The sequence below is a fragment of the Flavobacterium sp. genome (assembly GCF_036405015.1).
Classification (GTDB): Bacteria; Bacteroidota; Bacteroidia; order Flavobacteriales; family Flavobacteriaceae; genus Flavobacterium.
Genome location: NZ_DASWYK010000088.1, coordinates 1 through 14524, shown reverse-complemented (window position 1 = coordinate 14524; position 14524 = coordinate 1). Strand labels below are relative to the sequence as shown.

Here is a 14524-nt window from a genome sequence, read left to right as displayed (position 1 = left end):
ATGCAAAAGAGTGTTATTTATTTTTACAATTATTTATTATTTTAATGATAAACTATTAAAACAATATTTTTATAGGCATGTTTACGATAAATAATCTAAGATTAAAAAAAAATAAATAATATTGCTGAATAGATTGTTACCAAAAAGCATGTCTCAAAATTCTAATACCACAGAACAAAAACTTCTTCTTGAGTTATCTCAGGGGAGCGAGCTTGCATTTACAACCATCTACAACAAATACAAAAACATAGTTTATTCTACTGCTTTAAAAATCACTAAATCAAAAATTTTAGCCGAAGAAGCGGTTCAAGATATCTTTTTAAAAATCTGGCAGAACCGAGAAACTTTAGCAGAAATAGCTAATTTTGAGAACTATATCTTTATTATTTCCCGAAATCATTTGTTCAACTCGATCAAGAAAATTGCAAGGGAAACTTCTATTATATCTGAAATCAATCTGAATGATACTGGTTTAATCGACACCGATATTACCATCAAAGACGAACAATACAATACGATTTTAAATCAGATAGTAGAACAACTTCCGCCACAGCAGCAAAAAGTGTATCAAATGGCCAAAAGAGACGGTTTGAGTCATCAGAAAATTGGCGAAGATTTAGGAATTTCTACAGAGACCGTAAAAAAACATATGGCTCAGGCTTTAAAATTTATTCGCATAAAGATTTCTCCGTATATGAATATGTTTATGTCACTTCTTCTATTTTTTAAATTATAGTCTAAAGGTTTTTCTTTCAAAAAAGCCTCGTTTTATTTTTTTTACATTTTTTTTACATTTTTTTTCACTTTCGACTACTCCCTCCCCTTTTTTAAATGGTCTTTATATAAAAGGGCCAATATAAACATGGCTTTACCCTAAAAAATTAGAAGGGCTGAAAAAAAAAAAAAAAAAAAAAATCTATCATTAACCAAAAAGTACTAATCTAATCTACGAAAAAATGTCGCAAAAAAAGTTCGAAGAATTATTTGAAGGCTATCTGCAGAATAAATTATCTGAAGCAGAACAGCAGCAAATGATGGAAATAATTCAGCAGGGTGCTTATGATGATTTTCTAAAAGAAAAAATTCAGAATCTGTTGGAAAAAGATGATGTTACTGAAATAATGGATAAAAAACAAGGAGACGATATTCTTCAATACATTTTATCTAAACCATCAACAGAAACTAAAGTTCTGCCTTTAAACCCGAAGAAAAGAAACAGAAAAAAAATTCTGCAAACTGTTTTAGTTGCTGCAAGTGTTGCAGTTCTTATTGCAGTTGGAAATTCAATGTTCTTTCAACAAAAACCGTCTTTTACAACTCCAGAAGTTAAACAAGATGTTGTTGTAGCAAGCACTTTAGTAGATTTTAGTGGAAAACAATTAGTACGTCTTCCCGATGGAAGTACCGTTTTATTAAACGATGACAGTAGTTTAAAATACGATCAGGATTCTTTTGACAAAAATACCCGTGAAGTAACTCTGGTTGGTGAAGCTTTTTTTGATATTAAACACAATAAAGAAAAACCTTTTATTGTGCATACTGGAAAAGTACAAACTAAGGTTTTGGGAACGGCTTTTAACATCAATGCTCAAAATTCTTCCAACAATATTGAAGTTACAGTGGCACGAGGTAAAGTTCAGGTTGGAGATACCGAAAAAATTTACGGTGTCATTACTCCAAATCAGCAGATTAAAGTCGATAAAACTACTTTAAATTATCAACAAAATACAGTAAGCGCTGCTGTTGTAACAGAATGGAAAAGCAATTACCTGATTTTGGATGACATAAATATGGCTGAAGCGGTTTCTTTAATTTCTCAGAAATATAAAGTTTCGATTCTTATTGCCAATGATAAAATTAAGAACTGCCGTATCACAGCTAGTTTCTTAAATGAAGAAGATTTAGATCATGTTCTAAAAGTAATCTGTAGTGTTATTGAAACAGAATACCGATACAATAAAGCTGGTTCTATCGTAATTGATGGAAAAGGCTGTGAGTAAAAATGAAAAGACAAAAGCGGACTAACCTCCTACTTAGAACGCTTTTTAAATGAAATATTAACCTTTAAAAACAGAAAAATTAACCAAAAACCAAATTAAAAAAGCCATCCAGCTCCTACACCAGATGGCCAAGATTTTTAACAATTAATCCAGTAACCATTAAAAAACAAGCAAATTTATGAAATTACGCTGTAAAACAACCATGTTTGACAGTGAAAAGAATTCGTCTTTTTTTCATTTGTCAAAAAAAACCATTATGATTATGCGAATCAGTTTATTCCACATTTTCTTACTGACCTGCGGTACTCATATGATCTTTGCTACCGAAATGAGCGGCCAGAATCTGGAGTCTATATCTGTTGATATTGAACTTCATAACCAAGATATCAAAACGCTGTTTAAAACCATAGAAAATAGAACGGGATTATTATTTGCCTACCAACCGCAGATTATAAAGGATTTTCCAAAAGTAACCACACCTCGCGGACGCCGAACTGTAAGTGATATTTTAAACAATGTATTTGAAGGCACTAACCTCGTCTTCAAACAAGTTGACAAAAATGTCATAATCTATAAAAAAGAACAACCGAAAGCTGTCACAACAACCTCTAAAACAGAGAACGAAGATGCAGATTATGTCCTTGAAGGAAAAATTGTTGATGAAAATGGCCAACCACTTCCTGGGGTTAGCGTGTTACTTGTAGGAAGTAACAAGCAAGGTATATCAGATTTTGACGGGCGATTTTACATTCATTTACCATCAGGTAAACATACGTTAAGATTCTCTTATTTAGGATATAAAACACAGGATATTGTTGTTGAAGATAAGACTTCGTTAACGGTAAAAATGCAACCCGATTTAGCTAAACTTGACGAGATTGTAGTTATTGGTTATGGAACCACGACTAAAAGAACTTCTACAGGATCGGTAGTTAAAATTACAGCTGAAGATATTGAAAAACAGCCTGTAACCAATATTTTGCAAACGCTTCAAGGAAGAACTCCGGGTGTATTTGTAACGCAGACTTCTGGATATGCAGGAAGTGATATGAATATTAGTATTCGAGGAAGAAACTTTATTGCTGGAAATAACCTTCCATTGTATATCGTCGATGGAGTTCCTTACATTGGTGATGATATCAAACAACAAGTGCAAGATGATAATGTAATTAGAGGAGCTCAAAAATCGACAAGCCCTTTAAACATCATTAATCCGAATGATATTCAAAGTATTGAAATTCTAAAAGATGCAGACGCAACTGCTATTTACGGTTCAAGGGGAGCAAATGGTGTTGTATTGATCACCACTAAAAAAGGAAAATCTGGAAAAACTGAATTTACAATTACTACCAATTCAGGGGTTTCTGAAGTAGCCCATATGATTAAAACATTAGATACTCCTGCTTATCTTAATATGCTGCAAACTGCATTAGACAACAATGGCGATACAGCTTCTAATTTCAGTAATGGAATTGCGCTTACAGACTGGGATCCTAATGCTTACACAGATTGGCAGAAAAAATTAATTGGTGGCACTGCTAATTTTAATAATTACTCCGCTTCTTTAAAAGGAGGAAATGAAACAACCAATTTTCTTTTAAGCGGTGCTTATCATAAAGAAACGACAGTTGTTCCTGGAGATTTTAGTTATGATAAATTTTCAACCAACTTTAATGTTAATCATAGTACGCTAGATAATAAATTAAAAATAGGTGCATCGATAATTTTTGCTACAGATAATAACAAACTTCCTTTTTTTGATATTACTAATTACGCTATTAGCACTGCACCTAACCGCCCTTTATACAATGCAGACGGAAGTTATTATTGGTCTCCTGATTATTTCAGCGATATCAATCCGCTTGCTGCTTTAGGAAAAAGAGTTGATGATAAAGGACTTAACTTGATTACAAGTTTAAGTCTTCAATATGAAATTGCAAAAGGTTTTTCTTTTAAAACCGATTTAGGATACGGAAGAGCGCAGATGCAAACCAAACAATTCATGCCAGGATCTGCAAGTAATCATGTTTATACTGAAGCTGGTGGCGGAACTATGAACTTCCAAAGATCTTACGTTACTTCAACCAATAACACTAATAATTTTACGGTTGAACCTCAATTGAATTATACCACATCATTATGGAAAGGAAACTTTACGGCACTTGTTGGAAGTTCTTGGCAAAATAGAAAATCCGAAATGCCTGCTTATGTGTATTCGAGTGGTTACAGCTCAGACAATCTGATTGGTAATTTAGCTACCGCAGAAAATGTTACGGCAAACAATGGCTCTGTAGAATATAAATACATTTCTATTTTTAGTAGAGTTAACTATAATATTGAGAACAAATACATCTTAAATCTAAATTTTAGAAGAGATGGTTCTTCTCGTTTTGGTGCCAATAATCGTTTCGGAAACTTTGGCTCAATTGGAGCGGCATGGGTTTTCACTCAAGAAAATTTCATGAAAAATATTCCAATATTAAGTTTTGGAAAACTTCGTTCAAGTTATGGAGAAATAGGAAGTGACGAAATTGGAGATTATCAATATGCCGACACTTTTGACACTCGTACTTATGGAAACGGAAATCCTTCTATGACAGCATCTAGAATTGCAAACCCGAATATCAAATGGGGATTGACAAGAAAATTTGAGGCTGCGCTTGACTTAAGTTTCAACAACGATCGTATTTCTTTCAGTGCTGCTTATTATAGAAATACTTCAAGCAATCAGTTGGTGAACTATACACTTAGTCCGCAAGCAGGATTTACAACTTATACAGCAAATTTACCTGCTGAAGTTGAAAACAAAGGATGGGAATTTACTTTAGGAACAACCAACATTCGTACTAAAAACTTCGGCTGGTCAACTTCATTTAATATCTCTACCAACTCCAATAAACTGGTTTCATTTCCTGGAATAGAATTTACTAGCTATTACTCTCAATATGTGGTTGGAAAACCTTTGGGATCTCGCTTTTTATATAATTTCACAGGCGTTAATGCAAACGGAGTTGCTCAATTTGAAGATGCAAATGGAGATGGAAGAATCTCTAGTGGATTTGCAGAAACTGGCAGAGGAGACAGAAAATATTATGGGCCAAACTATCCAAAATATTATGGTGGTATCTCTAATACTATAAGCTATAAAGCTTTTACTCTTGACTTTTTATTTCAGTTCGTAAAACAAGAAGGTACCACTTTAATGGCTTCTACAGGAACGCAACCAGGATATCCTTATGGAACTGCTAATTTTCAAGTGGATGAATTCAATGATTATTTAGCAAAAGGAAATGTTCTGAGTTCAGGTTACCAAAACAGCTATTTTAACTACATCGGTTCAAATGCTGTTATGACAGATGCCTCTTATATCAAATTAAAAAATGTTAGTGCTTCGTACCAGATTCCGTTGAGTGAAACTACGAAAAAATACTTACAAGCTGTACGTGTCTCTCTTCAAGGGCAAAATTTATTAACCATTACCAGCTACAAAGGACTTGATCCAGAAACACAAGGTTTGGCTCTGCCTCCATTGCGTACAATCACATTTGGAACTCAGTTTACATTTTAAATCTAAAAAATCATGAAAAATATTTCAACTAAATATATCGCTGCATTTTCGTTTTCAATTTTACTGGGATTAACAAGCTGTGACAGTGCTCTTGAAGTAGATCTTCCGAGCAACCAGTTATCATCAGAAACAGTTTATGCCTCAGATGCCACAACAGAAGCAGCTGTAAATGGAATTTACCAAAGTATGGTGGCTGGTTTTTACTATAATCACATTCATAGTATTCTTGGACAAACTTCAGACGAACTTATATTGGCGAGCGGCTTAACCAATACTGCTAATACTAATGAACTTGTTGAAACTGACGGAACAGTGGGCAGTATGTGGACAGAATTGTATAAAACCATTTATAATGCAAACAATGTTATTGAAGGAATTACCAAAAGTACTTCGCTTACTCCAGCCAAAAGCAGACAATGGATAGCTGAAGCTAAATTCCTTAGAGCTTACTCTTATTTTTATTTAACTAATATTTGGGGAAATGTGCCTTTGGTATTGACAACTAATATAGATGTATCAGCTTTGCTTCCACAATCTCCTCAAGATGTTGTATATACACAAATTATTAAAGATTTGACAGAAGCTTCTCAAGATCTTCCAACAAATTATGATAATTATGATAACGAAAGAATTAGAGCAACAAAATGGGCTTCTGAAACTTTATTGGCTAGAGTAAATCTTTATTTAGGAAGATGGAACGAAGCTGCTAACCACGCAACTGCTGTAATCAACGAAACTGCGACTTACAATATGATTACGGGTTTGTCTGCTACAAATAGTCCTTTTATTGCAGATAATAACGAATCTATTTTACAAATTCCATATTTCAATGTACAATATACTTACGAAGGATCTTCTGTTTTTGTAAATGCAAACACAGCAACATTTTTACTGAGAAACGGAAGTACTTTGTTTGAAACGGATGATGCTAGAAAAATAAACTGGACCCGAAATATTACAGGCACACAGGGTAACCTTTCTGGTGTTGCGCCAACTAAATATAAAAACAGATTTGGTTCTTCTCCTATTGAACGCTCAACAGTGCTTCGATTGGCTGAATTATTTTTAATCCGAGCTGAAGCCAGAGTACAATCTAATGATATTACTGGTGCTCAGCAAGATATTAATGTGATTAGAAACAGAGCTTTATTGGGCAATACTACTTTAACAAATCAGACTCAGCTTCTGGATTTAATTGCTCTAGAGAGACAACGTGAATTTTTTGCAGAAAACGGCCATAGATGGTTAGATCTTAAAAGAACTGGCAAAATAGACGCAACTCTTTCTGTTTTAACAGATAAAATCTGGGCTTCTACAGATGCTTTATATCCAATTCCGGAAACGGCGCTTCGTTCGAATCCTTTCTTAAAACAAAATTCAGGATACTAAATACTAAAAATAACGCAGGAATGTGAATTAAAAACATTCCTGCGCTTTTAAAAAACACTATGGAAACAACAATTGTAAGAGTTGAGGACTTGTCGCATCAATACAGTAAGGATTGGGCAATACAAAATATTAGTTTTGAAATCAAAGAAAACAGGATTCTAGGGCTTCTAGGATCAAATGGAGCCGGAAAATCTACTACCATGAATATTCTTTGCGGGGTTTTAAATCAAACGCATGGTAATATATTTATCGACGGAATTAACCTGAAAGAAAATCCGGTTGAAGCCAAAAAATTAATTGGTTTTTTGCCTCAAACTCCACCACTTCACCTTGATTTAACAGTAGATGAATATTTGATTCACTGTGCCCAATTGCGATTGGTACCAAAAGAAAACCTAAGAAATGCGGTAGAAAAAGCAAAGGAAAAATGTGGTATTTCGCATTTCAGCCACCGCTTAATCAAAAACTTATCAGGAGGTTACAGACAGCGTGTTGGAATCGCGCAGGCTATCATTCATGAACCAAAATTGGTAGTTCTTGATGAACCAACAAACGGATTAGATCCCAATCAGATTTTAGAGGTTAGAAATTTAATTAAGAAAATAGCCCAAGACAAAGCTGTGATATTTTCTTCACATATTCTTTCTGAAGTTCAGGCAACTTGCCAGGATATCAGAATGATTGAAAATGGTCACATGGTTTTTGCAGATACTTTGGATGCTTTTAATAATTATATCGAAGCCGATAAACTAACAGCTAGTTTTGAAAATCCGCCAGCTGTTGAGGCATTCAAAGAAATTTCGGAAATCACAGAAGCGGTTTACCTAACTCCTAAAAAAGTACAGATTACTTTCAGTGGTACACAGGAAATTGCTGAAAAAATTGTATCAGTTAGTGTTTACAACAACTGGAAACTTCGTGAAATTCAATTTGAAAAAGTTTCATTAGACGAAATCTTTGCCCAATTATCTAAAAAAGCCCCATCTAAAAACGCTATTCTTTCTTAAAAAATAAACAAATGAAAACAATATACAGAATTGCTAAAACAGAACTCAACACGATGTTCTACTCACCTGTTGCATGGGTTGTTTTAGTCATATTTTCAATCCAGTCGAGCTGGAAATTCTTTGATTCTATTGAACGTTTTGAAAAAGCACAAAAAATAGGTCAGGAAATGGACAACTTGTCGCAGGTTATATTTTCGGGATTCAGTGGTCTTTATACTGAAATGCAGAATTACCTATATTTATATGTTCCACTATTGACAATGGGTTTAGTGAGCCGTGAAATTAACAGCGGCTCCATTAAACTCTTACTTTCTTCTCCAATAAAAATCAAAGAAATTGTTTTAGGTAAATATTTAGCCATTGCCGCTTATTGTTTGCTGTTTGTTGCCATACTCGGAATTCAGGTGATTATCGCTGGATTCTCGATTGAAAACCTTGATGTTAAATTCGTTATTTCAGGACTAATTGGTTTGTATTTATTGGTTTGCACTTATGCCGCAATCGGACTTTTTATGTCGTGTCTTACCTCTTATCAAGTTGTGGCCGCAATTAGTACTCTAGTAGTTTTGGCGGGATTAAACTTTATTGGTAAACTTTGGCAAGATGTAGAAATCGTAAAAGATATCACGTATTTCTTATCTATTGCAGGACGTGCAAATGAAATGCTTGAAGGTTTAATTATTTCTAAAGATGTATTTTATTTTATTTTGGTAAGTGCTTTGTTTATTGTGCTTAGCATCTATAAACTCCAAACAGGAAGAGATGCACAGAGTCTTTCAAAAAGAGTTTTAAAATATGCTTTATTAATAACTGTTGTATTGTCATTGGGTTATATTACCTCAAGAGCTCCTCTTACTTTTTATCAGGATATGACTCGTAATAAAGACAATACTTTAACAAAAAGCAGTTTAGATATTGTCGATAAAATAGAAGGACCAGTTAAAATAACCACTTATGTGAACTTATTGGATATCAACTATTTTGTCGCAATGCCGTATGCTCAAAATTCAGATATTGCTAGTTTTTCAAAATATACCCGATTTTTGCCTCAAATAGAAATGGAGTATGTTTATTATTATGATACTTCAACAAATGAGGCTTTGTATGCCCAAAACCCAGGATTAAACGACAAACAGCTTGCTGAAAAAATGGTTGAGTCTCAGGATATGAAACTTAAAAAATTATATTCTCCTGCAGAAATCAAAAAAATCATCGATCTAGGGCCTGAACAAAACAGAGTAGTCAGAACTGTCGAATACAACGGGAAAAAGACTTACCTAAGAATGTTTGATGACTTGTTTAAAGTGCCATTTGAAAAAGAAATTTCAGCTTCATTAAAGCGCTTAGTTTCCAATCCTGTAAAAATTGTATTTGCAACTGGAAACATGGAACGCAGTATTGATAAAAACGGAGATAAAAATTATAAGACAGGATTTAACGAAATAACATTTAGAAACTCTTTAATCAATCAAGGATTTGATGTTTCTTCTGTTGATATCAATGCGCAGAATATCCCTTCTGAAACTGCTATTTTAATTATTGCTGACCCTAAAACACAATTAAGTCAAGGTGCTGTTGACCGTATTAACAAGTACATTGATCAAGGCAAAAATTTAATGCTTTTGGCAGAACCAGAAACGAATTCGGCTTTGGCTTCTATTACAGATAAATTGGGCATCGGATTTACAAAACAGACTTTAGTTCAGGAAAGTGAAACAAATTCGCCTGATTTCCTAGTAACCGAGCTTCAAAAAAATGTTGATTCTACTGTAATCAAATTAAGTAAAATCAATAACCCCATTCCGTTTTTAGGAAGCAGCGGTATTACAGCTGTAAAAGATGCAGGATTTAAAGTTACACCTCTTTTAAAAACTAATAATCATCCAGTTTGGGAATCTCAGGCAGGAATTACTTCTATTTCAGAAGATTTGAAAAAACAGCCGTCTTCAAAAGAAATTCCGTTGGTAACAGCATTAACAAGAAACATCAATGGCAAAACGCAAAAAATAATTGTTGCCGGAGATGCTGATTTTATGGGCAATGCCGAATTAAGCCGCGGTGGTTCTGGAACATTCCAATTTGTAACTGATATTTTCAGTTGGTTCAGTAATTACCAATTTCCAATTGATACAACTCGTCCTCAAAAAATCGACAATAAAATCACGATTACTTCCAATCAAGTTTTCATTGACAAAATCTTATTTATTGGAATCTTCCCATTGTTGATTATACTAAGTGGTGCTTTTATACTTATTAGAAGAAATAGAAGATAAAACTCAAAACAAATGAATACTAAAAAAAATATCATCATTGCGGTAATGGCCTTGTCTTTTCAAGGCGCATTTTCGCAGTTCAAAACCACAATTCCGCTAGATAAAAACGTTACCACTGGAAAATTGAAAAACGGTTTAACGTATTATATTCTGCATAACGAAGAACCAAAAGACAGAGCCAGTTTTTATTTTGTTCAGAACGTTGGTGCTATTCTAGAAGACGACAATCAAAACGGATTGGCGCATTTCTTAGAACATATGGCTTTTAACGGAACGGAACATTTTAAAGGAAAAGGAATCATTAAAATGTTAGAAAAAAATGGTGTAAGTTTCGGTAAAGATATCAACGCTTATACAGCTCAAGACGAAACAGTGTACAACATCAGCACTGTTCCTGTGACAAACGAAAAACTAATCGATTCTACGCTTTGGGTTTTACACGATTGGTCTGGTTCTCTTTCTTTGACTAATGAAGAAATTGATGCCGAAAGAGGTGTTATCAGAGAAGAATGGAGAACGCGCCGTACAAGCGATTTCCGTTTAAAGATGCAGACGGATCAGGTTTTGTACAAAGGTTCAAAATACAGCAAAAGAGATGTTATTGGTGATTTAAATATCATCAATAACTTCAAATATCCTGAACTGAGAAACTATTACAAAAAATGGTACAGACCCGATTTACAGGCTGTAATCATTGTGGGAGACATTGACGTAAAAGCAATGGAAGAGAAAGTAAAAACTATTTTTTCTGGAATTCCGTTAGCAAAAAAAACAGCTCCAAGAAACTACGAAGCAATCCCGAAACACGACGAACTGTATTTTGGAACTGCCTCTGATAAGGAAGCTTCTTCAACCACAATTACATTGAAATATGTGTTGGACGAACCTTTGGTAAAAGACAGTATTGTGACTCGAAAAAATGTGATGAATTCTTTTTACACCAGTATTCTAAACAATCGTTTTAAAGAATTGATTTTAAAAAATCAAAGCAGTGCTTTAGGTTTTAACGCTTATTTTGAACCAATTTCAAGATTAAATACATCCTTTAATATTTCGGCTGGACCGAAAAAAGGAAAAAATCTTGAAGCATTCGAAGAAGCATATACTGAAACAGAACGTTTAAAACGCTTTGGAGCTGTGCAGGCAGAACTTGATAGAACCAAAAAACTTTTTATCAGTTCTTATGACGATTTTCTTAGCAATAAAGATAAAGTTGATAACGATAGCTGGTCGGAAAAATTGACGAACTATTTCTTGAAAGCAAAACCATTTCTTTCTGCTGATGACGATTATAAACTGATTGTGGGCATTATAAAAAGCATCTCTTTAGAAGAATTGAATGCTTATGTAAAAACCATTCAGAAACCAACCAATCAAGTACTTTTGGTAACTGGTTCTGAAGAAGACAAAGCCAATTTCCCAACCAAAGATACACTTGTTCAGATAATGAAAAAAGTAGAAAACAAGACTTTGGAACCTTACAACAAAAAGGAAAATAATGAGCCTTTAATTGCTAAGGAATTAAAACCTGCGCCAATCAAAAAGACATTTGAAATTCCAGGAATTGCTGCAGCAAAAGGTTATACTTTAGAAAATGGTGCCAATGTAATTGTATTGCCTACGACTTATTCTCAAGATCAGATTGTCCTTACCGCTTTTGCTAAAGGAGGTAAATCTTTAATTAAAACTGAAGATTTGGCTTCTGCTGAAATTGCTACAGTTCTTGCGAGATCATCTGGTTTGGGCAATTTTGACAATATGGGTTTAAAAGAAAAACTGACGGGAAAAATAGCACAATCTGCTCCGTTTATTAGTCAAAATACACAAGGATTTCAAGGAAGTTCTAATAAAGCCGATTTCGAAACCATGTTGCAATTGCTTTACCTTTCTGTAGAAGCGCCTCGTTTTGACCCGAATATTTTCAATATCTTAAAAGAACAGTATAAAAACCGTTTGGAAACGATCAAAAAAGATAATGATAATGCGTTTAAAGATGCTGTTGATTTAGCCAATTCAAACAATAATCCGAGGACTTTTATTTTTAATGACAAATTTCTAGAAAATATCGATTTACAAAAAGCAGAAGCTATTTACAGAGACAGAATTAAAAATGCATCAGATTTCACTTTTGTCTTTGTTGGAAATATTCCTGAAAATGCTTTAGAAATGATTCAGAAATACATCGGTAATTTAAAATCAAATCCTGCTTTAAAAGAGACTTTTGTAGATCATAATATTGCACCTAAAAAAGGAAAAACAGTGGTGCATTTCAATCGTCCGATGGAAGTTGCCAAAAGCACTGTTTACTTGAATTTGACTGGAAAAACAGAATATACCAAAGAAAATGCCATGACAATGTACATCATTGGCGAATTATTATCGAAACGTTTTCTTCAAACTATTAGAGAAGAAGAAGGTGGCAGTTATGGCGTAAATGTTGGCGGTAATCTAGAAATTATTCCAAAACCTACTTTTAGCCTTGCTTTGACTTTTGATTGCAATCCTGATAAACAAGAAAAATTAATGCAAATTGTCTGGAAAGAAATAAACGATTTAAAATCAAATCCAGTCAATGCAAATGATTTAGAAGACATCAAAAAAGCGTTGTTGAAAAACAGAGAAGAGTCACTTAAAACAAACTCTTTCTGGGCTACAACTTTATATAATTACAGTTTAAATCAGATTCCGTTTTCTTCGGATGAAGAATATAAAAGTTTAATTTCTAAAATTAATCAGAAAACTATTCAGCAGTTTAGTAAGCACGTTTTGGATAGTTCAAGTAGCGTTGAAGTTATTATGAACCCTGAAAGTCAATCAGGAAAGTAAAACTTTAGGATACATTTTTATTTTATTAGTCATTAAAGGTTGTCTTGGAGGCAGCCTTTTTTGTTTTTTATAAGTTTTAATTCTTCAATTTATAAAATTTCAATTCCTAATTATTCCATTCCTAAACCATTATACCCTAAAACCTAACATATTATATAAAAACGCAGTGTAATAATATAAAACTCTGAAAGTCAGTCTTGTTACTTTAGTGAAGAATTACTCAATATTTATAATTATGGAAAATGATAAACAAAACTCAGGAAACAGTAACGAGGAAAATACAAACCAAAACGCAAATAGTTCTTATAGCGGATCAGGTAGTATGCAGCCTGCTGGAAGTACGGGAGAAGCTGGTCGGTTAAATGACTATTCTGAAAAAGACGATGAAATTAAGGAAAAGAGAGACAATGAAAATAAGAACAGAAACACTGAAGGAAAAAGTATCGATGAGGCGACAGATCCGTCAAAACTGGATAAAATATAAGCCTTTAACTTTTTAAGAATCAAGATTAACAAATTAAAATTAACTATTATGTCAAGAGAAAATTATGATAACTACGATCAGGAAGATCTTACTTATCACGCGGCAGATCATTCAGCCAGCGATTCGATCAATTCAGAACTTATGGAAAAAAAAGATCCTGCTATTAATCAGCATGAGAACGAGTCCAATAGACACAAACATACGCCTGAATATTATGAAAATGAAGATGGAGAGTCTGCTACTCATAAGGACGAAAATGATACTTCTGACCCTTTCTTCCAAAAAAACGCTTCTATAGCGCAAGATTTAGATGAAGATCTAAAAGACGAAGATGAAGATGAAGATGAAGATGAAGATGAAGATGAAGATGATGATTTCGATAATGATGCCAACAGAAGAACTTTGGATGAAACCAAACCTGATGAAGACGAAGATGATGATTATTAAGAATAGATACATTTAAAATAAATCCCCAAAAGAAGTGAGATCATTTCTTTTGGGGATTTATTTTATTTCCTACTTTTTTTAGTCAGCTGCATATTTATTGTTCCAATATAACATCAATAAAAGTGTTACAATGATACATGATGCCGTTCCTTCAAAGAATAAGGAAAGACAATATGCTGGAACGGAAGGTTCTCCGCCAAACATAAAAGCCGATGACAATGATTTCACATAATTATCACCACCTTTCGCATAGCTATACATTAGAAGTGCTACAATACTTATTACAACAGCTGTAAATGAAGTAATTATAGCAGATATTGCATTAGGAAGAAAACCAACTTTACCTTCAGCAAGATTCATTTTTAAAGTTCTGTTTACACCATATAGAATAAAAAGAACATTCAAAAGTCTTAAATAAAATAAATTGGAGAGATTTAAAAGTTCCATCAAAAGAAAGAACAAGGCAATTCCTGCAAATATCAAAAATCCGTTAATAATTTCTTTAGGTAATCTCATAGTTAGATTTTTTA

General features: G+C 33.5%; 10 protein-coding genes. 9 read left to right on the top strand and 1 reads right to left on the bottom strand.

Going from position 1 to position 14524, the window contains the following annotated elements:
• Nucleotides 1-148 precede the first annotated feature (148 nt).
• The 9 genes from VGE71_RS07170 (at nt 149) to VGE71_RS07130 (ending at nt 13994) form a co-directional block, all read left to right on the top strand.
• Nucleotides 149-736, top strand: a complete 588-nt coding sequence (locus VGE71_RS07170) for an RNA polymerase sigma factor (protein ID WP_331137712.1) — start codon at nt 149-151, stop codon at nt 734-736.
• 220 nt (nt 737-956) lie between these two features.
• A complete protein-coding gene (locus VGE71_RS07165; protein ID WP_331137711.1) occupies nt 957-2000 on the top strand; it encodes a FecR family protein in 1044 nt (347 codons plus the stop codon).
• Nucleotides 2001-2178: 178 nt separating this feature from the next.
• A complete protein-coding gene (locus VGE71_RS07160) occupies nt 2179-5568 on the top strand; it encodes a TonB-dependent receptor (protein WP_331137710.1) in 3390 nt (1129 codons plus the stop codon).
• Between the two features lie 12 nt (nt 5569-5580).
• Entirely contained in the window at nt 5581-6957 is a 1377-nt protein-coding gene (locus VGE71_RS07155) for a RagB/SusD family nutrient uptake outer membrane protein (RefSeq protein WP_331137709.1), read from the top strand.
• 59 nt (nt 6958-7016) lie between these two features.
• Nucleotides 7017-7964, top strand: a complete 948-nt coding sequence (locus VGE71_RS07150; RefSeq protein ID WP_331137708.1) for an ABC transporter ATP-binding protein — start codon at nt 7017-7019, stop codon at nt 7962-7964.
• A gap of 11 nt (nt 7965-7975) precedes the next feature.
• Nucleotides 7976-10237, top strand: coding sequence for a Gldg family protein (locus VGE71_RS07145; RefSeq protein ID WP_331137707.1), 2262 nt, complete (start codon nt 7976-7978; stop codon nt 10235-10237).
• Nucleotides 10238-10249: 12 nt separating this feature from the next.
• On the top strand, nt 10250-13063 hold the full coding sequence (locus VGE71_RS07140; protein ID WP_331137706.1) for a M16 family metallopeptidase: 2814 nt from the start codon (nt 10250-10252) through the stop codon (nt 13061-13063).
• Nucleotides 13064-13298: 235 nt separating this feature from the next.
• Nucleotides 13299-13547, top strand: a complete 249-nt coding sequence (locus VGE71_RS07135) for a hypothetical protein (protein ID WP_331137705.1) — start codon at nt 13299-13301, stop codon at nt 13545-13547.
• A gap of 48 nt (nt 13548-13595) precedes the next feature.
• A complete protein-coding gene (locus VGE71_RS07130) occupies nt 13596-13994 on the top strand; it encodes a hypothetical protein (protein WP_331137704.1) in 399 nt (132 codons plus the stop codon).
• Between the two features lie 78 nt (nt 13995-14072).
• Here VGE71_RS07130 and VGE71_RS07125 read toward each other — a convergent pair.
• Nucleotides 14073-14524 (bottom strand): hypothetical protein (locus tag VGE71_RS07125; RefSeq protein WP_331137703.1); only part of this gene is annotated, 452 nt, incomplete at its 5' end.